The organism is Bradyrhizobium sp. BR 10261 (genome assembly GCF_019455395.1).
GTDB classification, from domain to species: domain Bacteria; phylum Pseudomonadota; class Alphaproteobacteria; order Rhizobiales; family Xanthobacteraceae; genus Bradyrhizobium; species Bradyrhizobium manausense.
Genome location: NZ_JACOFQ010000001.1, coordinates 397,457 through 422,701, shown reverse-complemented (window position 1 = coordinate 422,701; position 25,245 = coordinate 397,457). Strand labels below are relative to the sequence as shown.

The 25,245-nt window shown below is 64.4% G+C and carries 22 protein-coding genes; 9 read left to right on the top strand and 13 right to left on the bottom strand.

Annotated elements, in window-relative coordinates; genetic code table 11:
- Positions 1-201: 201 nt before the first annotated feature.
- Positions 202-1,074 (bottom strand): glutathione-dependent disulfide-bond oxidoreductase, encoded by an 873-nt coding sequence (gene yghU / locus HYH07_RS01965; protein ID WP_220000859.1) that lies wholly within the window; start codon positions 1,072-1,074, stop codon positions 202-204.
- Positions 1,075-1,426: 352 nt separating this feature from the next.
- On the opposite strand from yghU, the gene HYH07_RS01960 reads away from it, so the two are divergent.
- A complete protein-coding gene (locus HYH07_RS01960) occupies positions 1,427-2,560 on the top strand; it encodes a nitronate monooxygenase (protein ID WP_220000858.1) in 1,134 nt (377 codons plus the stop codon).
- A gap of 185 nt (positions 2,561-2,745) precedes the next feature.
- Positions 2,746-4,254 carry an acetyl-CoA acetyltransferase gene (locus tag HYH07_RS01955; protein WP_220000895.1) on the top strand — a complete coding sequence of 503 codons (1,509 nt, stop codon included), beginning with the start codon at positions 2,746-2,748 and terminating at the stop codon, positions 4,252-4,254.
- 150 nt (positions 4,255-4,404) lie between these two features.
- Here HYH07_RS01955 and HYH07_RS01950 read toward each other — a convergent pair whose 3' ends face one another.
- From HYH07_RS01950 to ltnD, 4 genes are all read right to left on the bottom strand, one after another.
- A complete protein-coding gene (locus tag HYH07_RS01950) occupies positions 4,405-6,096 on the bottom strand; it encodes a methyl-accepting chemotaxis protein (protein WP_220000857.1) in 1,692 nt (563 codons plus the stop codon).
- Between the two features lie 159 nt (positions 6,097-6,255).
- Positions 6,256-7,533, bottom strand: a complete 1,278-nt coding sequence (gene otnK, locus HYH07_RS01945; RefSeq protein WP_220000856.1) for a 3-oxo-tetronate kinase — start codon at positions 7,531-7,533, stop codon at positions 6,256-6,258.
- Positions 7,530-8,312: a 2-oxo-tetronate isomerase gene (otnI, locus tag HYH07_RS01940; RefSeq protein WP_220000855.1), complete on the bottom strand. Its 783-nt coding sequence runs from the start codon at positions 8,310-8,312 to the stop codon at positions 7,530-7,532. The genes otnK and otnI overlap by 4 nt, the downstream gene beginning before the upstream one ends.
- Before the next feature lie 11 nt (positions 8,313-8,323).
- The gene (ltnD, locus tag HYH07_RS01935; RefSeq protein WP_220000854.1) at positions 8,324-9,241 is read right to left on the bottom strand and encodes an L-threonate dehydrogenase; all 918 of its coding nucleotides are present in this window, start codon (positions 9,239-9,241) and stop codon (positions 8,324-8,326) included.
- A 116-nt stretch (positions 9,242-9,357) separates the two neighbouring features.
- On the opposite strand from ltnD, the gene HYH07_RS01930 reads away from it, so the two are divergent.
- Entirely contained in the window at positions 9,358-10,047 is a 690-nt protein-coding gene (locus tag HYH07_RS01930; protein WP_220000853.1) for an aldolase, read from the top strand.
- A 171-nt stretch (positions 10,048-10,218) separates the two neighbouring features.
- Here the strand turns inward: HYH07_RS01930 and HYH07_RS01925 are convergent, their stop codons facing one another.
- The 6 genes from HYH07_RS01925 to HYH07_RS01900 form a co-directional block, all read right to left on the bottom strand.
- On the bottom strand, positions 10,219-10,923 hold the full coding sequence (locus HYH07_RS01925; RefSeq protein WP_220000852.1) for an ABC transporter ATP-binding protein: 705 nt from the start codon (positions 10,921-10,923) through the stop codon (positions 10,219-10,221).
- Entirely contained in the window at positions 10,907-11,638 is a 732-nt protein-coding gene (locus tag HYH07_RS01920; protein WP_220000851.1) for an ABC transporter ATP-binding protein, read from the bottom strand. Before HYH07_RS01920 ends, HYH07_RS01925 begins: the two co-directional genes overlap by 17 nt.
- Positions 11,635-12,618: a branched-chain amino acid ABC transporter permease gene (locus tag HYH07_RS01915; RefSeq protein WP_220000850.1), complete on the bottom strand. Its 984-nt coding sequence runs from the start codon at positions 12,616-12,618 to the stop codon at positions 11,635-11,637. The genes HYH07_RS01920 and HYH07_RS01915 overlap by 4 nt, the downstream gene beginning before the upstream one ends.
- Entirely contained in the window at positions 12,618-13,496 is an 879-nt protein-coding gene (locus tag HYH07_RS01910; protein WP_220000894.1) for a branched-chain amino acid ABC transporter permease, read from the bottom strand. The genes HYH07_RS01915 and HYH07_RS01910 overlap by 1 nt, the downstream gene beginning before the upstream one ends.
- A 154-nt stretch (positions 13,497-13,650) precedes the next feature.
- Complete coding sequence (locus HYH07_RS01905) at positions 13,651-14,895, bottom strand: ABC transporter substrate-binding protein (protein WP_220000849.1); 1,245 nt, start codon at positions 14,893-14,895, stop codon at positions 13,651-13,653.
- A gap of 85 nt (positions 14,896-14,980) precedes the next feature.
- Positions 14,981-15,796, bottom strand: coding sequence for a putative hydro-lyase (locus HYH07_RS01900; RefSeq protein ID WP_220000848.1), 816 nt, complete (start codon positions 15,794-15,796; stop codon positions 14,981-14,983).
- A 119-nt stretch (positions 15,797-15,915) separates the two neighbouring features.
- Between HYH07_RS01900 and HYH07_RS01895 the strand changes: the two genes are divergently transcribed.
- The 4 genes from HYH07_RS01895 (at position 15,916) to HYH07_RS01880 (ending at position 20,367) form a co-directional block, all read left to right on the top strand.
- Positions 15,916-16,833, top strand: coding sequence for a LysR family transcriptional regulator (locus tag HYH07_RS01895; protein WP_057753159.1), 918 nt, complete (start codon positions 15,916-15,918; stop codon positions 16,831-16,833).
- A gap of 138 nt (positions 16,834-16,971) precedes the next feature.
- Complete coding sequence (locus HYH07_RS01890; protein ID WP_220000847.1) at positions 16,972-18,222, top strand: Zn-dependent hydrolase; 1,251 nt, start codon at positions 16,972-16,974, stop codon at positions 18,220-18,222.
- 12 nt (positions 18,223-18,234) lie between these two features.
- Entirely contained in the window at positions 18,235-19,146 is a 912-nt protein-coding gene (locus HYH07_RS01885) for an NAD(P)-dependent oxidoreductase (RefSeq protein WP_220000846.1), read from the top strand.
- A gap of 147 nt (positions 19,147-19,293) precedes the next feature.
- Entirely contained in the window at positions 19,294-20,367 is a 1,074-nt protein-coding gene (locus HYH07_RS01880) for a malate/lactate/ureidoglycolate dehydrogenase (protein ID WP_220000845.1), read from the top strand.
- A gap of 182 nt (positions 20,368-20,549) precedes the next feature.
- Here HYH07_RS01880 and HYH07_RS01875 read toward each other — a convergent pair whose 3' ends face one another.
- On the bottom strand, positions 20,550-21,623 hold the full coding sequence (locus HYH07_RS01875; protein WP_220000844.1) for a tartrate dehydrogenase: 1,074 nt from the start codon (positions 21,621-21,623) through the stop codon (positions 20,550-20,552).
- A gap of 156 nt (positions 21,624-21,779) precedes the next feature.
- Here HYH07_RS01875 and HYH07_RS01870 point away from each other — a divergent pair, with 156 nt between their 5' ends.
- Positions 21,780-22,556 carry an SDR family oxidoreductase gene (locus HYH07_RS01870; RefSeq protein ID WP_220000843.1) on the top strand — a complete coding sequence of 259 codons (777 nt, stop codon included), beginning with the start codon at positions 21,780-21,782 and terminating at the stop codon, positions 22,554-22,556.
- Positions 22,557-22,669: 113 nt separating this feature from the next.
- Positions 22,670-24,085, top strand: a complete 1,416-nt coding sequence (locus HYH07_RS01865) for an amidase (RefSeq protein ID WP_220000842.1) — start codon at positions 22,670-22,672, stop codon at positions 24,083-24,085.
- 56 nt (positions 24,086-24,141) lie between these two features.
- Here HYH07_RS01865 and HYH07_RS01860 read toward each other — a convergent pair whose 3' ends face one another.
- Positions 24,142-25,245, bottom strand: a complete 1,104-nt coding sequence (locus HYH07_RS01860) for an amino acid ABC transporter permease (RefSeq protein ID WP_220000841.1) — start codon at positions 25,243-25,245, stop codon at positions 24,142-24,144.

The following is a 25,245-nucleotide window of genomic DNA, read 5'->3' as shown; positions in this document are numbered from 1 at the left end:
CCCACCATCACGGCTCGTCACTAGGAATGGTGGGCACGCTTCCGCTTTGCCCACCCTACGCAGTTTGAGCTACGTCGCGGCCGCGAGCTTATCCTGCGTCTTGGTCTCGAAGAACCGTAGGGCGGATTAGCGCAAGCGCAATCCGCCGAACGACTGCAACAAGAGCGGCGAATTACGCTTCGCGAATCCGCCCTACGCACCTCACGTCGCCGGCGTGAGCTTGTCCTGCGTCTTGGTCTCGAAATCGGATGCGTCGTGGCGCTCGTGGAGCTGGCTGGCGGGATCGCCGGAGACACGGTTGACCATGCGGCCCCGCTTCACCGCGGGGCGCTTCGCGATCTCATCGGTCCAGCGCTGCACGTTCTTGTAGTCCTGCACGGACAGGAACTCGCCGGCGCCGTAGACCAGCCCCTTGGCGAGCGCGCCGTACCACGGCCACACTGCCATGTCCGCGATCGTATACTCCTTGCCCGCAAGATATTCGTTGTCGGCAAGACGCCGGTCGAGCACGTCGAGCTGGCGCTTGACCTCCATCGCAAAGCGATCGATGGCGTATTCGATCTTGAACGGTGCGTAGGCGTAGAAATGGCCAAAGCCGCCGCCGAGATACGGCGCGCTGCCCATCTGCCAGAACAGCCACGACATCGCTTCGGTGCGGGTCTTGGTGTCCTTGGGCAGGAAGGCGCCGAACTTCTCGGCGAGGTAGAACAGGATGGAGCCGGATTCGAACACGCGGATCGGCTCGGGGCCGGAGCGGTCCATCAGCGCCGGGATTTTCGAGTTCGGGTTGATGTCGACGAAGCCGCTGCCGAACTGGTCGCCATTGCCTATTCTGATCAGCCAGGCATCGTATTCAGCCCCCTTGTGGCCGAGCGCCAGAAGCTCCTCCAGCATCACAGTGACCTTCACCCCGTTCGGCGTCGCCAGCGAATAGAGCTGGAGCGGATGCTTGCCGACCGGCAGTTCCCTGTCGTGGGTGGGGCCGGCAATCGGCCGGTTGATGCTGGCGAACTGACCGCCATTCTCCTTGTTCCAGGTCCAGACCTTGGGCGGCACGTAAGGGGTATCGGTCATGCGAATGCTCCGGCGGAAAGATGCGCCTGCATTAATTAGACCCCGATTTGCCCATGGCAAGCCCTTTGAGATGCATTGCCGGGCGGGGCACCTCACCGTTTCGTCATGGCAATCCCGCTCGCCGTCGTTCCGGGACGCCCGCAGGGCGAGCACGGAATCCATCGCGCCGCCGGGAATGCTCTGGAAAATGGCTTCCGGGCTCTCGCTGACGCGAGCCCCGGAATGATGGCGGGAAGAGCGCGACGTCTACACACAAGATACCTCGCCCAATCCAGCATGTCATCGATCGGCCGGAGTTGCTTTGCTTCGCGAGCGAAAGCAACGAGAATGCGAAGGCCGCCGGGAGAGGACCATGAAATCGCCGATCTGCGACATGCTGGGCATCGAGTTCCCGCTACTCGCCTTCAGCCATTGTCGCGACGTCGTGGCCGCCGTCAGCCGCGCCGGCGGTTTCGGCGTGCTGGGCGCCACCGTTCACACGCCCGATACGCTCGAACACGAGCTGAAATGGATCGACGATCACGTCGACGGCAAGCCCTATGGCATCGACGTGCTGATCCCGGAGAACATCTCTACATCAGGCGAGAAGCACGTCACCTGGAAGAGCCTGGAAGCGCGCGTGCCGCTGGAGCACCGCGCCTACACGCGCGACCTCCTGAAGAAGTACGACATCGAGCTGACGACGACAGAGGTGGACGACAACCAGCCGCAACCCTTCGATGCCGAGACCGCGCTGGAGCTGCTGAAAGTCTCGTTCAATCATCCGATCCGGCTGATCGCCAACGCGCTCGGCGTGCCGCCCAAGGCCATGATCGAGATGGGCAGGAAGCACAACGTGCCTGTTGCGGCCCTGGTCGGCGCCAAGGAGCACGCGCTGCGCCAGGTCGCGGCCGGCGTCGACATTCTCGTGGTGCAGGGCACCGAGGCCGGCGGCCATTGCGGCGAGGTCTCGACCATGGTTCTGGTGCCTGAAGTGATCAAGGCGATCAAAAAGGTTCGCGACGTGCCGGTGCTGGCCGCCGGCGGCATCATGACGGGGCGGCAGATGGCGGCCTGCATGGCGATGGGCGCCGCCGGCGCCTGGACCGGCTCGGTGTGGCTGGCGACAGTCGAATCCGAGACCAGCGAGATCTTTCGCGAGAAGATGATCGCGGCATCATCCCGCGATGCGGTCCGTTCCAAAGGCCGCACCGGCAAGCCGGCGCGGCAGCTTCGCTCGGTCTGGACCGATGCCTGGGACCGCGCCCCCGAAAGCCCGGGCGCGCTGCCGATGCCGCTGCAGAGCATCGTCAGTCGCGACGCTTTCGATTCGATCGACCGGGCTGCTGCCGCGGGCAACGCCAAGGCGCGTGATCTCGTGAGCTATTTCGTCGGCCAGGGCGTCGGATTGATCGACAGCGTGAAATCGGCCGGCGCCGTGGTGCAGGAGTTCAAGGAAGAGTTTGCCGAAGCCATCGAGCACATGAATGCGCTGGTTTCGGAGTGACGTGGCTTGGCCAGAGCAACGCCCGCAGCCCATCCTTCGAGGCTCGCCCGACGGCGCGCTGCGCCGCCGATCTCGCACCTCAGGATGACGCCTTTTCCGTAGCCGTCACCCTGAGGTGGCCGCTTCTTCAGCGGCCCTCGAAGGGCGACGGCGTGCCGAAGACCTAAAAAGTGAACCAACAAGAAATGACCAATATCCTCGAAGATCGCATCCCCGTCATCGTCGGCATCGGCGAGATCGTCGACCGCCCCAAGGAGATCACCGACGGCCTCGAACCGCTCGACCTGCTCGAACGGGCCTTGCAGCGCGCAGAAGCCGACGCCGGCGCAAGGCTGATCAGTGAGGTGCAGTCGCTCGACGTCGTCAACTTCCTGAGCTGGCGCTATCGCGATCCGGAGAAGCTGCTGGCACAACGGCTCGGCATCACACCGGCGCATTGCTATTATGGCCCGGTCGGCGGCGAGAGCCCGATCCGCTACATCCACGAGGCGGCAAAGCGCATCGCGCGCGGTGAGTGCACGGTAGCTGCGGTCTGCGGCGCCGAGGCGCAATCGAGCGCGACGAAAGCCGATCGCGCCGGCGTCAAGCTGCCATGGACACCGTTCGCCCATGATGTCGTGGAACCCAAGCGCGGCGCGGCGTTCCAGAAGCCCTTGGCGGTGAAGCTCGGCGTGTTCCGGCCCGTCACCGTCTATCCGTTCTACGAGGCCGCCTCCTCCGCGCATTGGGGCCAGACGCCGCGCGAGGCGATGGCGGAATCCGGCACGCTGTGGTCGCGCTATTCGGAAGCCGCCGCGCAGAATCCAAATGCCTGGCTGAAGCGGCGCTATACGCCTGATGAGATCACGACGCCGACGGCGGACAACCGGCTGATCGCCTGGCCCTACAACAAGCTGATGGTCGCCAACCCCAGCGTCAACATGGGCGGTGCGCTGTTGCTCACCAGCCTCGCCAAGGCGCGCGCGGCCGGGATCGCCGAAGACAAGCTGGTCTATCCGCTCGGCGGCGCTTCGGCCGAGGAGCCGCGCGACTATCTGCTGCGCGACCAATTTTATGAGAGCCATCCGCAGAACGCCGTGCTGAAGGCGGCGATGGATCTCGCGGGCGGCGCCGGCAAGAAGTTCGACGCGATCGAGCTCTATAGCTGCTTTCCGTGCGTGCCGAAGATGGCGCGGCGAACGCTCGGCCTTTCCGCCGACGTGCAGCCGACCGTGACCGGCGGCCTCACCTTCTTCGGTGCGCCGCTCAACACCTACATGACGCATGCGGCCTGCGCCATGGTGCGGCGGATACGCGGTGGCGACAAGCTCGGCCTGCTCTACGGCCAGGGCGGTTTTGTTACCAAGCATCACGCGCTGGTCTTGTCGAAGATTGCGCCGCGCGAGGCGCTGGCGCAGGAGACGAGCGTGCAACGCGAGGCCGATCGCAACAAGCGCGCGGTGCCGCAGCTCATCACGGAGGCCTCGGGCAAGGGCAAGGTCGAGAGCTTTACGGTGCTCTATGGCCGCGGCGGAGAGGTCGAGCACGGCGTGGTGATGCTGCGGACGGAAGATGACCGGCGCACGCTGGCGCGGATTCCGGCGAGCGACAGCGTGACGCTGGCGCACCTGTTGAATATGGATCGCACGCCGGTGGGGTCGCTCGGCGACATCACGATGGCCGCCGACGGCGTGCCGGAGTGGCGGGTGGCTTGATCTCGTAGGGTGGGCAAAGCGAAGCGTGCCCACGTCTTTGCTATTTGATGAAAAGACGTGGGCACGGCGCAAGAGCGCCTTTGCCCACCCTACGAGACCGCGAGCTCGATCTTCCTGCCGAGATCGCGGGCGAGTTGGATGCAATTTAGCTCACGCCGCGCGAACGTTGGTCAGGAATTTGCTGACCTCGTTCTTCAGCCGGCTCGAATCGTTGGACAGCATCTGCGCCGCCGAGAGCACCTGCGAAGAGGCCGTGCCGGTCTCGGTCGCACCGCGCTGCACGTCGGTGATGTTGGAGGAGACTTGCTGGGTGCCCTGTGCCGCCTGCTGCACGTTACGGGCGATTTCCTGGGTCGCGGCGCCCTGCTCTTCCACCGCGGCCGCAATGGCCGAGGAGATTTCCGAGAGACGCTCGATGGTCGAGGAGATCTCCTTGATGGCGCCGACCGAGTCGCTGGTCGCCGCCTGGATGCCGGAGATCTGCTGGCCGATCTCGCCGGTCGCTTTCGCGGTCTGCTCGGCGAGCGCCTTCACCTCGGAGGCGACAACCGCAAAGCCGCGGCCGGCTTCACCGGCGCGCGCCGCCTCGATCGTGGCGTTCAGCGCCAGCAGGTTGGTCTGGCCGGCTATGGTGTTGATCAGCTCGACGACATCGCCGATACGCGAGGCAGCCTTGGACAGCTCGCTGACCCGCTCGGTGGTGGCGCGGGCCTGGCCGACGGCGTCGCCCGCCATCCGCGCCGATTCCTGCACCTGGCGGCTGATCTCACCGACCGAGGAGGCCATCTCTTCGGTCGCGGAAGCCACCGACTGCACGTTGGTGGAGGCTTCTTCCGACGCCGCGGCAACCGTGGTCGCCATCCGCTGCGAGCGGTCGGCGGTCGAGGTCAGCGTCGAGGCGGAGGCCTCCAGCTGGCTCGAGGCCGACGACACGGTCTGGACGATCTCGCCGATCATCGTCTCGAACTCGCGGGTGATGTTGTCGACACGGCGGCCGCGCTCGATCTTGGCTTCGGCATCGGCGGCTGCCGCCTCGTCGGCGGCCTTCTTGGCGATCAGGGCCTCCTTGAAGACCTGGAGCACGTCGGCCATGGCGCCGATCTCGGTCTTCTCGCCCCGGTGCGGGACTTCGACGGAGAGATCGCCGTGGCCGAGCGCCTGCATCGGCCGGGTGATCGAGGCGATGCCGCTGGAGACGTCCTGGACGAGGTAGAAGCCGACTCCGATGCCGGCGATCATGGCAGCACCGAGGATGATCGCGAGCAGCATGAACGCGAAGGAATAGCTGTCGGCGGCATCCTGTGCCGCTTGATCACCACCCTTGGTGTTGAGCTCGATATCCTTCGCCAGGACCTCGTCAGACTTCAGACCGATCTTGTTGACGGTCTTGGTATTCAACTCATGCGCCGCGTGCGGGACCTTGCCAAACTCGTTGCGCGACAATTCCATGACGTCTTCGGCGCCCTTCTGGTATTCGGCCCACAGCTTCGACCACTCGGTATAGAGCGCCCGCTCTTCCGGCGAAGTGATCATCGTCTCGTAGGCCTTTCGGGCCTTACCCAGCGCCTCGGTCACGACCGCCGCAGTCTTTTCCTGCGCCAGCTTGTCGTCCAGCGTCTCGGACAGCATGTGCTCGCGAACGACGTTGCGATAGGTGATGACCGCGGCCCGCATCTCGCCCAGCACCCGCACGCTCGGCATCCAGCTCGTGGTGATGTCGACGGTATTGGCATTCATCGACCGCATCTTCATGACGGCGAGCAGGCCCATGCCGGCCATTGCGGCCAGCAGGAACGCCAAGACGCTGATGATCTTGGCGCGGATGGAGATAGTGGCGAGCATAATCAGGTCTCTTGTGCTGGCGCGGGCGCGTCCGGGTGTCTTAAGGATCAACCAAAGGGAGCTGCGCCGACATCTGGCCCAAAGAGCAGATGCAAGCGGCGCCCCGGTACCGCTACGGAACCCGAAAGAGATGAACAGCGCGCTAAGAATGCCCTGCGCTCAGCGCATGAGCCTCATCGCATCCGAGAAAAACTCCGGTCCGCCGAAATTGCCTGATTTCAGTGCAAGCAGCATCTCACCTGCGGCAGCGCCAACAGCGCGCAGCACCGGGACGCCCGCGGCGATCTCCACTCCGACGAGAAACCCGGGAATCCTTAATCGGTCGACGACAGCCCCGGACGTCTCACCACCCGCGACGATCAGCCGCCGCACGCCTGATTTCACGAGATTTTCGGCGATGTCGGCCATCGTCTGCTCGATCGCGTGTCCGGCGGCGTCGCGGCCGTGGCGCGCCTGAAGGGCAGCGACATCGGCCGGCGTCGCGCTCGATGCAATCAGCACCGGCCCCTGGGCCAATCGTTCCCGCGCCCAGTCCAGCGCGCGCTGCGCTTCATTTGTCCCCGTAAGAATACGGTCGGTGTCGAGATGCAGTACTGGCATGATGCGTTCGGCGTTGGCGATCTGCTGCAGGGTGGCTTGCGAGCAGCTTCCGGCGAGGCACGCCACCTGTCCGCCGACGGCGGCCCCCTGCTCGCTGCTGGCCGCGGCCGACTTGACCTTGCCGGTCGACACCAGCGCACGGGCGAGCCCGAGGCCGATGCCGGAGGCGCCGACCGAGAGCCGATGCTCTGCGGCGACAAGGCCGATGGTCTCGAGGTCGCGGTCGAACACCGCGTCGATGATCGCGGCTCCAATGCCCTTGCCCGAGAATTCGGCAAGCCGGCCGCGCACGGCTTCCGCCCCGCGCGAGAGGGTCGCGAGATCGACGAGCCCGACCTGCGTCTTGCTCTGGCGCGCCAGCACGCGCACCAGGTTGGAATCGCGCATCGGGTTGAGCGGGTGGTCCTTCAGCGGGCTCTCGTTCAGCGGCACGGCGCCGACGAACAGATTGCCCTGATAGACGGTGCGGCCGGTCTCGGGAAAGGCCGGCGTCACCAGCACGACGGCCTCGCCGCAATCGGCACGCAGCGCGTCCATGACCGGGCCGATATTGCCGGCATCCGTGGAATCGAAGGTCGAGCAGATCTTGAACAGCACGTGGCTTGCGCCGCGGCTGCGCAGCCATGTCTCGGCCGCGCGCGAGCGCGACACCGCGAGCCCCGGCTCGATCGAGCGGCTCTTCAGCGATACCACGACGGCGTCGACCTCGGGCAGATCAAGATCATCCGCGGGCACGCCGATGGTCTGCACGGTGCGCAGGCCCGCGCGCGTCAGCGTGTTGGCGAGATCGGAGGCGCCGGTGTAGTCGTCGGCAATGCAGCCCAACGCAAGTGTCACGATTTCACTCCCGCATAAGGCTTGAACCAGGCGAGACCGTCGCTGGTCTTGCCGCGCGGATTGTATTCGCAGCCGACGAAGCCGGCATAGCCGAGCCGGTCGAGCTCTTCGAACAGGAATGGATAGTTCAGCTCCTCGCCATCGGGCTCGTTGCGCGAGGGAATGCTGGCGACCTGGATATGGCCGATGATCGGCATCATCTCGCGTAGGCGCATTGTCACGTCGCCATGGATGATCTGGCAATGATAGATGTCGAACTGGAGCTTCAAGTTGGGCAATCGCAGCTCCTGGATCAAATCGCGCGCGAAGCCGAAATCGTTGAGGAAGTAGCCGGGCACGTTGCGCGGATTGATCGGCTCGAGCACGATGTCGATGCCGTGGGCTGCGAAGAACTCGGCGGCCCATGCGACGGATTTGTAGAAGGCCTCGATCGCGAGGCGTTCGCCGCGGTTTGCGATGCCCGCCATCAAATGCAGCCGCTTGACGCCGGTGGCCCTGGCGTAGGGCAGCGCCGTCTCCAGGCTTGCCTTGAGATCATTGAAGCGCGAGGGAAGCGCCGCAAAACCTTTCTCGCCCGCGTTCCAGTCGCCCGGCGGCAAATTGAACAGCGCCTGCGTCAGGCCGTTGCGCTTCAGCCGCTCGGCCACCGCTTCCACCGGATGCTCATAGGGAAAGAGAAATTCAACGGCGGTGAATCCGGCCTGCGCGGCCGCATCGAAGCGATCGAGGAACGGCACCTCGGTGAACATCATCGAGAGGTTGGCGGCGAAACGGGGCATTGCAGATCCTCTTACTTGTCGCCGGGAAGCTTGACGCCGGTGACCTGCGCATACATCCGCGCCACCGACGCGTCGTCGTCGCGGCCCATGCCTGCGGCTGAGGTCATCAGGAACATCTGCAGCGCGGCGGCCGAGACCGGCACCGGAAATCTGGCACTGCGCGCCATGTCCTGGATGATGCCGAGATCCTTCACGAAAATCTCGACGGCACTGCGCGGCGTGTAGTCGCCGTCGAGCACATGCGGCATGCGGTTCTCGAACATCCAGGAATTGCCCGCGGATGCGGTGATCACCTCATAGACCTTGCGGATATCGAGGCCTTGCTTGGCCGCAAACGCCATCGCCTCCGAGGCAGCCGCGATGTGGACGCCGGCAAGCAGCTGGTTGATCATCTTGAACGCAGCGCCCTGGCCTGCGGCATCGCCAAGCTCATAGAGCTTGGCCGCCATGGCATCGAGCGCGGGGCGCGCCTTGGCGAAGGCGGCCGCACTGCCGGAGGCGAGGATCGTCAGCTCACCTTGCGCCGCACGCTGCGCGCCGCCGGAGATCGGCGCATCCAGATAATGCCGGCCGGTCGCTTCCAATTGCTTGGCGAGGCGCCGAGCGACGTCAGGATCCATGGTGGCGGAGGAAATGAAGACGCTGTCCTTTGGCAGGGTTTCGGCGACGCCGTCCTTGCCGAACAGGATCGTCTCGGTCTGCGCCGCATTGACGACGACGCTGACGACGATGTCGGCGCCCTTGGCCGCCTCGGCCGGCGTCGCGGCTCCGGCCCCGCCATCCTTGACGAAACGCGCAACCGCATCAGCCGAAACGTCGCAGCCGGTCACCGTGTGGCCGGCCCGCATCAGCGAGGTCGCCATGCCATATCCCATCGAGCCAAGCCCGATGACGGCGATGCGCTGGTTTTGTGTCGTGGACGCGGACATGCAACTGACCCTTCAACTAGACCTTGCTAACGTTTCCTGGAGGACCGCCTTTGCGGCGGCTCGTGATCTCGAATAACACGGCTTGGCCGCGCTGCCAAAGCGTGAGACAAGCAGGCATGACGGCCATGAAAACCGAAACGAGCATTGAAACAAGGCTGCGCGAGGATATCTGCCGGTTCGGACGGTCCCTGTTCGAGCGCGGGCTGACGCCGGGCTCATCAGGCAATATCAGTGTCCGACTGGATGGCGGCGGCTGGCTGGTGACGCCGACCAATGCCTCGCTCGGCTTCCTCGATCCCGCAAAGCTGTCGCGGCTGGACGAGCAGGGCCGGCTGGTTTCGGGCGACGCGCCGACCAAGGAAGTTCCGCTGCACACCGCGCTCTACGACACGCGCGGAAGCGCACGGGCGATCGTGCATCTGCACTCCACGCATTCGGTCGCGCTCTCGATGCTGCCGGAGATCGATCCACGCGCCGCGCTGCCGCCGATGACGGCCTATTACCTCATGAAATGCGGCGCCACCGCGCTCGTGCCCTATTACCGCCCCGGCGATCCTGCGGTGGCCGATGCGATCAAGGGGCTGGCCGGGAAATATTCATCCGTATTGCTCGCCAATCACGGCCCTGTCGTCGCCGGCGACACGCTGGAAGCGGCCGTGTTCGCGACGGAGGAACTGGAGGAAACGGCGAAGCTGTATCTGCTGCTGCGCGGGTTGAACCCGCGGTATTTATCGCCGGAGCAGGTGAAGGATCTGGTGCAGGTGTTCGGGGTGACTTTGCCGGAGCCCGGGCACGAGCATCAGTGATGGGCGGGATAAACGCCGCCTCGCCCACCACTGTCATTCCCCGCGAAGGCGGGGAATCCAGTACGCCGCGGCTTCTCGGCTCAATTACAACGGCCTCTGGAATACTGGATCGTCCGCCTTCGCGGACGATGACACTGAGAGTGCGGGACGAGCGCGCCCAACACTTTGCGGCTACAGCCCCAGATATGCCTTGCGCACGTCCGGATTGCCCTTGATCTCCGCCGAGGGGCCCTGCATCAGCACGCGGCCGGTTTGCAGGATGTAGGCGCGGTCGGCGATCTCCAGGCACTCGGCCATGCGTTGCTCGACGATCAGGACGGTCATGCCGGAGTCGCGGATCAGCTTCACGGCCTGAAAAATCTCGTCGACCAGTTTGGGCATGATGCCCTGCGAGGGCTCGTCCAGCATCAACAGCCGCGGCCGTGTCATCAAGGCGCGGCCGATGGCCAGCATCTGCTGCTCTCCGCCGGAGAGCGTTTCGGCACGCTGCTCGAGCCGTTCGGACAGACGCGGAAACAGCTTGAAGACCAGATCGAGCGGTTCTTCGCGGTTGGCCTCGCCGCGATAGAGATAGCTGCCGAGGCGCAGATTGTCGCGCACGGACAGACGCGGGAACAGGCGGCGGTTCTCCGGCACATAGGCGATGCCGGCGGCCGTGATGTGATGCTGCGCCATGCCGTTGAGCAGCTTGCCGTCGAAGGTCACGGTGCCAGAGCGCGGACGCTCGGCACCTGCGATCGATTTGAGCAGCGTCGACTTGCCGGCACCGTTGGCCCCGGCGACACAGACGATCTCGCCCTTGCTGACCTCGATACTGACCGCGGAGATCGCGACCAGGCCCTGATAGGCGGTCGTGATTTCATGCACCGACAGCATGACGATCTCCCAGATATGCCTTGATCACCTTGGGATCGCGCACGACCTCAGAGGGCTTGCCCTCGACCAGGACCTTGCCGAGGTCGAGCACGATGGCGCGATCGACCAGCGGCATCACGATCTCCATGACATGCTCGACCATCAACACCGTGATGCCGGCATCGCGCACCTTGCGCACCAGTGCCACGCCGGTCTGCGCCTCGGTCGGCGTCAGGCCGGTGAGCACTTCGTCGAGCAGCAGCAGCTTTGGTTCGGTCGCAAGCGCGCGGGCGACTTCGAGACGGCGCTTCTCGGCCGGGACGAGATCGCTCGCGAGCACGTTGGCGCGCGCGGCAAGGCCGGTGAACTCCAGCACCTGGTGCGCCTTGCGGCGCGCCTCGCGCATCACCGTGTTGCGGACGAGCGCCCCGACGATGACGTTGTCGATCACGGTCATGGTCTCAAAACTCTTGACCACCTGGAAGGTGCGCCCCACACCGCGCTGGCAGCGCTCGGCCGCCGGCAGATTGGTGACGTCCTCGCCGTCGAACCAGATCGAGCCTTGCGTCGGCGGCAGGACACCGGCAATGAGATTGAACAACGTTGACTTGCCGGCGCCGTTGGGACCGATCAGGCCGACGATCTCGCCGCGACCGACCGAGATCGAGACATCGCTGTTGGCGACGAGGCCGCCGAACCGCTGCCAGACGCCGCGGGTTTCAAGGAGCGCGGTCATCGCGTGGCTCCTTTCGCTTTCGAACGAGAGAGCAGGCTCACAAGTCCCTGCGGCAGCGCCAGCGATATCAAGACGATCAGCGTGCCGTAGACGATGAGATCCACGCCGCGGCCGGAGCCGCCGATATAGGAGCGCGTCAGCTCCGTCATCGGGATCAGGATGGCCGCGCCAAGCACCGGCCCCCAGAGCGTGCCAATGCCGCCGAGCACAGCCGGCAGCGCCATCAGCAGCGAGAACTGGAAGCCCATCACGCTTTCAGGATCGATATAGGCGAGGAACTGCGCGTAGAAGGCGCCGCCGACGGCGACGAGGAACGCGGAGACCGCGGCCGCCCCCATCTTGGAATTGAACACGACGACGCCCAGACTCTCGGCCGCTTCTGGATTGTCCTTGACCGCGCGCCACCAGAAGCCCCATTTGGAGTCCTCCAGCCACCAGGTGACGAACCAGGCGATGCAGCACAGCGCCAGCGCGAAATAGAAATACGGCAGCTTGCTGCGCATGAACTGGAATTTCAGCCAGCTGTCGCCGCGTACCGGAATGGTGATCCCCATCGCAGCGCCCGCCCATTCCCAGTTCTGGAACAGCAGGAGCCCGATCTCGGCGATGACGATGGTCGCGATCACGAAGTAATGGCCGCGGAGGCGAAAGAAGGGATAGCCGAGCCCCATCGCGATAACGGCCGCGATCCCGCCGCCGGCGAGCATCCCGAACCAGGGCAACACGCCGAACTTGGTGAACAGCAGCTCGGTGGTGTAGGCGCCGATGCCGAAATAGAGCGCGTGGCCCAGCGAGATCTGTCCGCAATAGCCGGAGAGGATGTTCCAGCTCTGCGACAGCGCCGCATACATCAAGGTCAGGACCAGGATGTTCTGGACATAGACGTTCTTGACGAACAGCGGCGCGAGCGCGGCAAGCGCGGCCAGCACCGCGGCAATGATGAGATCGCGGCGGCGCCGCGCGGCAAAATTCTTGTCCATCACATCGACCCGAACAGGCCACGCGGCCGAATGAAGACGACGAGCAGGTACACGGCATAGATGCCGACCGACTTCAGCGACGGCGGCAGCATCAGGGCGGTGACCGCTTCAACCAGGCCGACAATGATGCCGCCGGCAAAGGCGCCGAACACACTGCCGAAGCCACCGAGCGCCACCGTGACATAGGCAATCAGCGCAAAGGACGCGCCCACGTCGGGGTAGATATAGAAGAACACCGCCATGATCGCGCCGGCGAGACCGACCAGCGCAGCGCCAAGGCCCCAGCCGAACGCGAAGACGCGGTTCTTGTCGATGCCGACGAGTGCGACCGCACCGGGATCTTCGCGCGTAGCCTCCAGCGCGCGGCCGAAATCGGTGCGATGGATGAAGAAGTAAAGGCCGGCAAAGGCGGCGATCGAAACCAGCGCACCGACCAGCTGCGGCTCCGGCAGGAAGATGCCCGCAACCGAGACGGTTTTGCCGCCGAGCCAGGATTGCGGAATGCTGCGATAATCCGGCGTGAAGAACAGCTGGGCCAGGCCGCGCATGACGATGGCGAGACCGAAGGTGGTGAAGATCTGCACCATGCCGGCATTGGTCTTGGCCCGCATCGCGAACCGTACGATCAACAGGTAGATCACCGCGCCGAACACGAACATCGCAGCCGCGACCAGCGGTGCGGAGAGCAAGGGATCGATGGCGAAGTACGCGAACAGGAAGAAGGACGCGTACATCGCGATCATCAGGAACTCGCCATGGGCGAAGTTCGTGACGTCCATCAGGCCGAAGATCAGCGCGAGGCCGACGGCGATCAGTCCGTAGAGCAGGCCCATCAACAGGCCGCTCGCGAGACTTTGGACAATGGTTTCGACTGTCAGCAACTTGTCCCCCAGAAAAAGCCCTCACCCCGAGGGGCGACATCGAACGCGCATCGCAAAGGACAGGCGTGCCCTCGTCTTAGCCGACGCGGCCCTCCGCCTTATTCCGCATGACCAGGATCGGAAGCTATCGTGCGAGCTTCCGATTCCATCCTCACTTCATCGGCCAGACAGCTTGGGCTACCGCCGCCTGCGTCGGGAAGATGGTAACGAACTTGCCGCCGATATATTGCAGCAGCACGGGATCGGCGTCGTTGTTCTGGCCCATGTCATCGAACTTGACCCGTTTCCAGGGCATGATGGTCTGCTCACCCGCAATGTCGGTTGCAGCCATCGCGTCGCGGATCTTCTCGCCGTCAGTCGACTTGGCGCGGTTGATGGCGTCCGCAATCACGATCATCGCCATGAATTGCCGCGACGTGTTGTCGTTGAGATCCTTGCCCGACTTCGCCTTGAACAGATCGTTGATCTTGCCGACCATCGGCCGCTTGGCGGCGAGATCGAGCGAGAAGCTGCCGCGGGTGATCGCGCCGTCGAGCTTGTCGCCGACGGCATCGTAAAGTGCCTTTTCGGAGAAGCCGGCCGCCTGGGCCAGGATCGCGTTCGGCTTGTAGCCGAGCTCGGCCATGGTCTTGACCAGCAGGATGCCGTCCGTGGTGTAGCTCGACGGCAGCAACACGTCGGCATTGGCGGCCTTGAGCTGCTGGACTTCAGCCGACAGCGACGGCGAGTTGGCGCGGTACTTGATGTCGGCGACGATTTTGTAGCCGCGCTCGGTTGCGAGCTTGGTCTGGGCGTTGGCGGAGTCGGTGCCGAAGATCGTGTCTTCGTGGAACAGTGCCAGCGTATCGGCCTTGACGCCCTTCTTCTTCATCGAGTCGAGGAAGTCGAACATCGCGGCCGAGAACATCTCGTCGTGCGGCGAGGCGCGAAAATAGTACTTCAGCCCGCGGCGATGAAGGCTTGGCGAGGAATTGTCCGCCGACAGGAACGGGACCTGGTAACGTTCGCAGATCTGGCTGACCGTGACCGCGACCGCGCTCTGATAGGAGCCGAGCACCGCGCAGACCTTCTCCTGGGTGATCAGTCGCTCGGCTTCGGCGCGTCCCTTTTGCGGGTCGCCCTGGTGGTCGGCGTACACCATGCGGATCTTGGCACCACCGAGACCCGGCAAGCCGACGCCCTTTGCCAGCGGAAGGTCGAAATCCTGATCGTTGTTGATGATGTCGATTGCGGTCTCGAACGCGCGCTGCGCATCGACACCGACCTGGGCGCCGGCACCCGACAGGGGATAGGTCGCGCCGATCACCACCTCGGACGTTTGCGCGCGTGCGGCTAGCGGCAGCAGTGCGGCAGCGGCGGTGGCCCCTAACAGAACGTCGCGGCGAGTGATCGTCATTGGCTAAGTCCCCTGTTATTCGCGCGTATCGAATGAAACGATTGGCAAACTGCGTAAAGCCCGAAGAAGCAGCAAACGCTGCCTACTAAATCACGGCCATGTTCCTGTTCTTCAGATCCGTCACCAGCATCAAGCCGGGCGAATGCGTGATTGCGAAAGGTAGCTTGGCAGCGTTGATCACCGATTGCGGCGTCACGCCGCAGGCCCAGAACACCGGAATCTCGTCATCGGCAACAGGTACGGGATCACCATAATCAGGCTTGGCGATATCCTTGATGCCGATCAAATGCGGATGGCCGAGATGCACGGGGGCACCGTGCACGGCCGGATAGCGCGAGGTGATCTGCACCGCGCGGATCGCATCGGCCGGCTTGAACGGACGCATCGAGACCACCATCGGGCCCGCGAACGGCCCTGCCTCGCCACAGGCGATGTTGGTGCGGTACATCGGAACGCGCACGTTCTCTTCGATGTGACGGATCGGCATGCCCTCGTCGAGCAGCGCCTCTTCGAACGAGAACGAGCAGCCGAGCACGAAGGTCACGAGATCGTCGCGCCAATAGCTGGTGACATCGGTAGGCTCGTCCACGACTTCGCCGTCGCGCCAGACACGGTAGCGCGGCACGTCGGTGCGGATGTCAAGGTCGGCGCCAAGCGCGGGGATGTAGGGGCTGCCGACATCAGACATGCCGATGATCGGGCACGGTTTCGGATTGAGCTGGCAGAAGCGGTGGAAGGCGCTGGCGTATTCGGCGGGAAGGATCGCCAGATTGCCCTGGACAAAGCCAGGGGCGACCCCTGCGGTGGATCCGACCTGGCCGCCGCGATAGGCCAGCCGCGCCTGGCGGCTCGGGAGCGTTTCGGGCGTTTCAGTTTGCTGCGCTGCCACCAAAACAGTCATTTCATCGACCTGCCTATGAACTCGACAAGCCTAGCCAACATCAAGCATACTATAAAGTCTAATCGTCCTTTTTAATCGATATCGATAAAGTAACTTTATCGATCGGGAAAATCCTTCCAATGCTGGACTTCAGGTCGATCGAAACCTTCCTCTGGGTTGTGAAGCTCGGCAGCTTCCGAGGCGCCGCGGCGCGGCTCAATACCACCCAGCCTGCGATCTCCCAACGCATCGCTCAGCTCGAACGCGAGATGGGCGTGAAGCTCCTGAACCGCGATCATCGCGTGGCTTCGCCGACCCCGAGCGGCCGGCAGATGATGGTCTACGCCGAGAAGCTGATCGGCTTGCGCGCCGCGATGATGGCCGAGATCGGCGATCGCTCTGCCATGCGCGGCGTGATGCGGCTCGGTGTCGCCGAGACCATCGTGCACACCTGGCTGCCGCGGCTGGTGAAGAGCGTCAACGAGATCTATCCCAACCTGTCGCTGGAGATCGAGGTCGACATCACGCCGAACCTCACCGCGCGATTGCTCGCGCAAGAGATCGAGCTGGCTTTCGTGGTCGGACCGCTGTCGGCCTCGGGCGTGCACAACCGCATGCTCGCGGACTATCCGATCGGCTTTCTCGCCAGCCCGTCACTCGGGCTCGGTCATGGGCCTGTCACGCTCGCCGATCTCGCGCGGTTTCCGATCATCACCTTCCCGCGCAAGACAAGGCCCTACGAGGTGGTGCGCGAGGTGTTCGACCGGCCCGACCTGCCACCGATCCGTCTTCACGCCTCCGCCTCGCTCGCCACCGTGATCCACATGGCGGTGGAAGGCCTCGGCATCGCCGTGATCCCCGACGCCATCGTCGAGAACGAGCTCGCCGACGGAAGGCTGCAATTGCTCGACACCGACCTTCAGATCGCACCGCTGACATTCACGGCGAGCTGGCTCGCCTCCCCCGACGTCGTCGCAGTGCAGCGCGTCGCCGAGCTTGCATGTCAGATTGCGCAGAGCAGCCTCGCGGTTGACGCGCCCGCGCTGGCGCGTCATTGAAAAAGGCGCCGGATTTTGTACCGTCATTCCGGGGCTTACGAAGTGAGAACCCGGAATCTCGAGATTCTCGGGTGCGCGAGAGCGCACCAGAGTTCGCCTTCGGCGCCCCGGAATGACAGCGACTAATGGAAGAGACGCATGAGCCGAGCCGCGACCAATTTGCAAATCGATTCCGCCCGCCTCTGGGACTCCATCCACGAAACCGCGCAATTCGGCGCGACGGCCAAAGGCGGTGTGCGGCGGTTGACGCTCAGCAGCGAAGACAAGCAGGTTCGCGACTGGTTCCGAAAGGCCTGTGAGGACGCCGGGCTCGAGGTTCACACCGATGCGCTCGGCTCGCAATTCGGCCTGCGCAAGGGCCGCGACATGTCGAAGCTGCCCGTCGGCATCGGCTCGCATCTCGACACCCAGCCGACCGGCGGCAAGTATGACGGCATTCTGGGAACGCTCGGCGCGCTCGAGGTGATCCGGACGCTGAACGACGCCGGCATTGAGACCGAAGCGCCGATCTGCATCGTCAACTGGACCAACGAGGAAGGCTCGCGCTTCGCGCCGGCAATGATGGCGTCCGCCGCTTACGTCGGCGATTTCACCACCGACGATATCCTGTCGCGCAAGGATATCGACGGCACCACCGTAGGCCAGGCGCTCGACAGCATCGGTTACCGCGGCGACAAGCCGGTCGGCTTTCTGAAACTCGGCTGCTTTGTCGAGCTGCACATCGAGCAGGGACCAATCCTCGAAGCCGAGGGCAAGACCATCGGCGTGGTCGATTCCGGCCAGGGCGTGCTGTGGTACGACGGCAAGATTTCCGGCTTCGAGAGCCATGCGGGATCGACCCCCATGCCGCTGCGGCGCGATGCGCTGGCGACACTGTCGGAGATCGTGCTGGCGATGGAGGCCATCGCGAAGAAGCACGGACCGAACGCGGTCGGCACCATCGGCGAAGCCGTGATCGCAAAGCCCTCCCGCAACGTGATCCCTGGCGAGATCGCCTTCACCATGGATTGCCGCAGCGCCGATGGCGCGATCATGGATGCGCTCGATCGGGATTTACGCGCCGCCATCGCCGAGATCGCCGCGCGACGCAAGGTCGACGTCAAGATCGACCTGGTCTGGCGCAAGGCACCGACGCATTTCGATCCGAAGCTGATCGCCGCGGTCGAGAATGCCGCCAAGACGCTCGGCTACTCCTCCCGCCGCATTACCTCCGGTGCCGGCCACGACGCCTGCAACCTCAACACCATCATGCCGGCAGCGATGGTATTCGTCCCCTGCAAGGACGGCGTCAGCCACAACGAGCTGGAAGACGCCACGCAGCCCGACTGCGCCGCGGGCACCAACGTGCTGATGCACACCGTGCTGGCGGTTGCCGGCGTCGCATCCTGATCGGAGACAGACATGCGCGGAGTTTTCGTCGACGCCAACGAGGCGCTCGCCGTCATCATGGAGCGGCTGGAGAAGCCTGGTGATCCCAAGGTTCGCATCCACAGGGATCCCGACATCAAGCCCGAGCAATATCCTGAGATCCTCGACGGCGCCGAGATCGCGATTGTCGATCATACGGCGCTGCCGACGGAGGTTGCGAAGAAGTGCACGGGCCTGAAGCACGTCGTATTCCTCGGCACCGGCGCACGCAGCTACATGAACCCGGAGGAGCTCGCCGAGCTCGGCATCTCCGTGCATCTGATCAAGGGCTATGGCGACACGGCGGTGGCGGAATCCGCGATCGCACTGATGTGGGCCTCGGCCCGCGTCATCGCGATGATGGACCGCGAGATGCGCGCCGGAAACTGGCTGCGCGAGGACGGCATGCAGCTGACCGGCAAGACGCTCGGCCTGATCGGGTTCGGCGGCATCGCGGCGGAGGTCGCACGGATCGCATCCGGCAGCGGCATGAAGGTGATCGCCTGGAACCGCTCGCCGAAGAGCCATCCGGGGGTCGAGTTCACCGAGCTCGACACGCTGCTGGCGCGGAGCGACGTCGTGTCGCTGCATCTGCTGCTCAACGACGAGACGCGCGGCATGATCAGCCGCGAGAAGATCGCCAAGATGAAGCCCGGCGTCGTCTTCATCAACACCGCGCGCGCCGCCATCGTCGACGAGCAGGCGATGATCGATGGGCTGAAATCGGGCCATATCCGCCATGCCGGCCTCGACGTCTTCAACATCGAGCCGCTGCCGGCGAACCATCCGCTGACCAGGATCCCGAACGTGACGCTGTCGGCGCATTCGGCCTTTCGTACACCGGAAGCGAGCGAGAACCTGATCGAAGCCGCGTGGGTCCATTGCCGCCGGATCGTGAACTCGTAGGGTGGGTTAGCTTTGCGGATGCGCAACGCGCATCGGCAAGGCGTAACCCACCACTGTCTGTCTCCCCGGAGACAGGAGAGGTGGGTTACGGCTTCGCCTAACCCACCCGACCCTCCCACCGACTCGTAGAGGATAAGAGCAACAACAATGGCCGACTATCGCACCATCAAGGCGGAGCCGCTCACCAACGCCATCCGCGCCATCGTCAAGGCCGGCGGCTCCTCGGACCGCGAAGCCGAGCTCGTGTCGACCAACTTGGTCGAAGCCAATCTCAAGGGGCACGATTCGCACGGCGTCGGCATGATCCCGCGCTATGTCCAGAGCGTCGTCAATGGGGGCCTCGCCGTGAACGCGCACGTCAAGATCGTGCTCGACGCCGGTCCGCTTCTCACCCTCGACGGCCTCACCGGCTACGGCCAGGTGATCGGCCATGAAGCGATGGAGCTCGCGGCCGCGCGCGCCAAGCAGAACGGCGTGTGTCTCGTCGGCCTCTCCAACGCGCACCACATCGGCCGCATCGGCCACTGGGCCGAGCAGTGCATCGACCACGGCCTGGTCTCGATCCACTTCGTCAACGTGATCTCGCGCCCGATCGTGGCGCCCTGGGGCGGCAGCGATGCGCGCCACGGCACCAACCCGTTCTGCGTCGGCATTCCCCGGAGGGGTAAGGAGCCGATCGTGCTCGACTTCGCCACCAGCCGGATCGCGCAGGGCAAGACCCGCGTCGCCCACAACAAGGGCGCCGAGCTCGAGCCCGGCACCATCATCGACCATGAGGGCAAGCCGACCGTCAATCCGCGCTACACCGTGATCCCGCCCTACGGCGCCATCCTGCCATTCGGCGAACACAAGGGTTCGGGGCTCGCGTTGGTGTGCGAAATCCTTGGCGGTGCGCTCTCCGGCGGAGAGGTGGTCAAGGGCCCGTCAGACGGCAAGTACAACGTCATCAACGGCATGCTCTCGATCGTCATCGATCCGGCCAAGCTCGGCACCGCGGAGAATCTTGCACGCGAGGTCGAAAGCTTCGTCGCCTGGCACACCGGCTCGCCGCCCGGCCCCGGCGTCGACAAGGTCAAGATCGCCGGTGAACCCGAACGCGAGACCAAGAAGAAGCGGCTCGCCGAAGGCATTACGGTCGATCCGACCACCTGGCACGAGATTATCGAGGCCGGAAAGAAGTTCGGGCTGGACCAGGCGGCGATCGAGAAGATCGCGGGCTAGCTACGACCGAAGCTTATGTTTAATCGTAGGGTGGGTTAGTCGTGCAGATGCGCGAAGCGCATCTGGGCGGCGTAACCCACCACTGTTCGTATCGGCGGAAACAGAAGAGGTGGGTTGCGCCCAGCGGACCACGCTTCGCGCGGCCGCAGGCCTAACCCACCCTACGCAGTGTTGCCCCCGCCTTAATCCACCATATCCGCAACCGCCTTGCCGCACGCCGTGGTATCGGCATTGCCGCCGAGATCCTTGGTGCGCAGCGTACGTTCCGCCAGCGTGCGCTCGATCGCCTCGACGATCGATTGGCCGGCTTCCTTCTCGCCGAGATGCTCGAACATCATCGCACCGGACCAGATCATGCCGATCGGGTTGGCGATGCCCTGCCCCGCGATGTCAGGCGCCGAGCCGTGCACCGGCTCGAACACCGAGGGGAAATTGCCTTCAGGGTTGATGTTGCCCGACGGCGCGATGCCGATGGTTCCGGTGCAGGCCGGGCCGAGATCGGAGAGGATGTCGCCGAACAGGTTCGAGCCGACGACGACGTCGAACCAATCAGGGTGCAGCACGAAGTTCGCGGTGAGAATGTCGATGTGGTACTTGTCCCACTTCACGGACGGATACTTCTTGGCCATCGCCTCCACGCGCTCGTCCCAGTAGGGCATGGTGATGGAAATGCCGTTCGACTTGGTCGCCGAAGTCAGATGCTTCTTCGGCCGCGACTGGGCGAGCTCGAAGGCGAACTTCAGGATGCGGTCGACGCCGGTGCGGGTCATCACCGTCTGCTGCGTCACGAACTCGCGGTCGGTGTCCGGGAACATCCGGCCGCCGACCGAGGAATATTCGCCTTCGGTGTTCTCGCGCACCACCCAGAAATCGATGTCGCCGGGCTTGCGACCGGCCAGCGGCGACGGCACGCCGGGCATCAGCCGCACCGGGCGCAAATTCACATACTGGTCGAACTCGCGGCGGAACTTGATCAGCGAGCCCCACAGCGAGACGTGATCCGGAATCTTCGCCGGCCAGCCGACCGCACCGAAATAGATCGCATCGTGCTTGCCGATCTTCTCCTTCCAGTCGTCAGGCATCATCTGGCCGTGCTTCTCGTAATAGTCGTAAGACGAGAAGTCGAAATGATCGAAATGCAAGGACACGCCGTGCTTTTTCGCCGCTGCCTCCAGAACGCGCAGGCCCTCGGGCATCACTTCCTTGCCGACGCCGTCGCCGGGAATGACCGCGATGCGGTATTGTTTCTTGCTCATCGAGAACGTCCTTGGTTGGTCCGGCAGCCGCCGTCGTTTTGACCGCACTGCAATGGACCAAAGTCGGCAGCAGTGCAACGCTGCACTGCAATGTTGACCGTGGCGCAACCGAACGCCTACTGATTTCATCCCGTACCCATTCTGCGAGTAGCTCCCATGGATCTGCATCTGCGCGGCAAGCGCGTCCTGATCACAGGCGCGTCCAAGGGCATTGGCGCCGCCGCCGCCGAGGCGTTTGCCGAGGAAGGCGCAAACCTCCTGCTCGCCGCCCGCAGCGGCGATCAGCTCAAGGCGCTGGCCGACCGCCTGCGCTCCGCGCATCAGATCGATGCCGCGACGAGTGTCGTGGATCTGCGTAAGGAAGAGGACGTGGCGCGGCTCGCCAAGGAAGCCGCCGATATCGACGTGCTCGTCAACAATGCCGGCGATATCCCCGGCGGCTCCATCGACAAGATCGATGAAGCGACCTGGCGCCACGCCTGGGATTTGAAGGTGTTCGGCTACATCAACCTGACGCGACATATCTACGTGCAGATGAAGGCCAAAGGCGGCGGCGTCATTGTCAACGACATCGGCGCAGCCGGCGAAAAGTTCGACGCCAATTACATCTGCGGCAGCGCCGGCAATGCCGCGCTGATGGCCTTCACCCGCGCGCTCGGAAGCAAGAGCCTTGCAGACAACATCCGCGTGGTCGGCATCAATCCCGGCCCCGTCGGCACCGATCGTCACGTCACCTTGCTCAAGACCCGCGCAAAACACCAGTTCGGCGATGAGAGCCGCTACAAGGAATTCCAGAAAGGCCTGCCGCTCGGCCGCCCCGCGCATGCGCGCGAAATCGGCGACCTCATGGCGTTCCTGGCGTCGGATCGTGCAGGGTATACGTCCGGCGTGATCTATACGGTGGACGGCGGCATCAGCGCCGGCTGGGGTTAGATTTCTCCGTCATTGCGAGCGCAGCGAAGCAATCCAGACTTTCGCCGCAGATGCATTTCTGGATTGCTTCGCTACGCTCGCAATGACGATACGATAAGCACAGGAGTAGGTACTTGTCTCAAGACCTGATCCGCGAAACCGCGTGCACCGTCGTCGACATCCTGCGCTCCGGCGACGTCTCTCCGCTCGAGCTGCTGGAGGTGCTGGAGAAGCGCGTCAAGGACGTCGACGGCAAGGTGAACGCGTTGCCGATACTGTGCTTCGATCGCGCGCGGACGCACGCGAAGGCGCTGATGCAGAAACCGGCCGGTGCACGCGGGCTGCTGGCGGGGCTGCCGGTACCGATCAAGGACCTGACCGATGTCGCAGGCGTGCTGAACACGCAGGGCTCGCCGATCTTCAAGGACAATATCCCAGCCAAGTCCGACCTCATGGTCCAGAACCTCGAAGCCAATGGCGCGGTGGTCTACGCAAAATCCAACACGCCGGAGTTCGGCGCCGGCGCCAACACCTTCAACGACGTGTTCGGCGCGACGCTCAATCCCTGGGACACGACGAAATCGGCGGCGGGCTCGTCAGGCGGCGCGGCCGTGGCGCTCGCCACCGGCATGGCGTGGCTCGCAGAAGGTTCCGACATGGGCGGCTCCTTGCGCAGCCCGGCGGCTTTCTGCGGCGTTGTCGGCATGCGGCCGAGCATCGGCCGCGTCGCGCATACGCCCAAGTCGGCCATCAACCGCAATCTCGGCGTGGTCGGCCCGATGGCGCGCAATGTCGAGGATCTCGCGCTGCTGCTGGACGCCATGAGCGGCGACTATGCGGAGGATCCGCTCTCGCTGCCGGCACCCACAACCTCGTTCCTGTCGGCGGCGCAGTCGCCCAAAAAGCCGAAACGCATCGCCTATTCGCCCGATCTCGGCATCACCCCTGTCGATCCCGAAGTGAAGGCGATCACGCGCAAGGCCGCCGAACGCTTCGCGGAGGCCGGCGCCATCGTCGAGGAGGCGCATCCGGACTGGCGCGAGGCGCATGAATGCTTCCACGTGCTGCGCGCCTTCGATTTCGCCATGACCAAGGCCAATCTGCTGCGCACCAAGCGCGACCTGCTCAAGCCCGAGGTGATCTGGAACATCGAGGAAGGCCTCAAGCTCACGGTCGATCAGCTCGCCCGCGCCGAAGCCCAGCGCGTCGGCATGGCCGCGCGCGCGATCGAGTTCTTCAAGACCTACGATCTGCTGCTGACGCCGACCACGATCGTGCCGCCCTTCCCGATCGAGCACCGCTATGTCGCCGAATGCGCCGGCAAGCGGTTCGAGAATTACATCCAATGGCTCGGCATCGTCTACGCCATCACGCTCGCCTGCTGCCCGTCGCTGTCGCTGCCCTGCGGCTTCACCGCCTCGGGCTTGCCGGTGGGTGTCCAGGTCGTCGGCGCACCGCGCGCGGATGCGCAGGTGATCGCCGGCGCGAAGGTACTGGAGGACATTTTGGGCCTGCGCGGGCAGACGCCGATCGATCCCAGGGTGAAGTAGCCGCTCTCGTGCCTCCGACGCAGCGCTCGCGCGCTGCACCTTGTCCGGGACGCGCCTCACCTTCCCCTCGCCTCCAGGCCGCGGCTGTAGCGCGACATCGCGAAGCAAAAGACGAAATAGATCGCGGCAACGAAAATGTAGACCTCGACCGAAAACTGCTGCCAGGCCGGATCGATGATCGCGGTCTTGGCGGTCGTCAGCAGATCGAAGATGCCAATGATCAGCACCAGGCTGGTGTCCTTGAAGAACGCGATGAAGGTATTGACCAGCGGGGGGATGACATGGCGGATCGCCTGAGGCAGCACGACCAGCCGATGTTTGCGCCAGTAGGACAGCCCGAGCGCGTCGGCCGCTTCATATTGCCCGCGTGGCACGGCCTGGAGACCGCCGCGGATCACTTCGGCCAAATAAGCCCCTGCGAACAGGATGATCGCGATCTGCGCGCGCAGCAGCTTGTCGATGTTGAACCCCGCGGGCATGAACAGCGGAAACATCACGCTCGCCATGAACAGCAGGCTGACCAGCGGCACGCCGCGGATCAGCTCGACATACAGCACCGAGAGCGAACGGATCGCCGGCAGCTTTGAGCGCCGGCCGAGCGCGACCAGAATGCCGAGCGGGAAACCGAACGCCAATCCGAACGTCGCCAGGATCAGCGTCACCGGCAGGCCGCCCCAGCGATCCTGCGAGACGAACGACAGCCCGAACAGGCCGCCCCACATCAGCACGCTGATCAGCGCCAGCGCGCCGATCCAGAGATAGACCAGCTCGCGCCGCCACAGGGCGCGGCGGGTGGAGAGAAAGTACAGCGCGATGAACAGCGCGACCGATAGCGCCGGCCGCCACTGCTCGTCGAACGGATAGGTCCCGAACAGGATGAAGCGGTACTTTTCGGGAATGATCGCCCAGCAGGCACCTAAACCGCGCACGGCCTTGCAGGCGCTGGAATCGTTGGCCGGCGTGAGCCAGACCGCGTTCGCGATGCCCCATTGCACGAAGCTGATCACGCCTTTGGCCAGCACCGCCAGCAGGATGATCGAGAGAATGCCGTTGGCGATCGACGAGAACAGATTGGTGCGCAGCCAGCGCAGCACCGGGTTGCCGCTTTGCGGGCGGCGGGCGGCGCGTGGCAGATCCGGCATGTCGGTGATCGCGGTCAT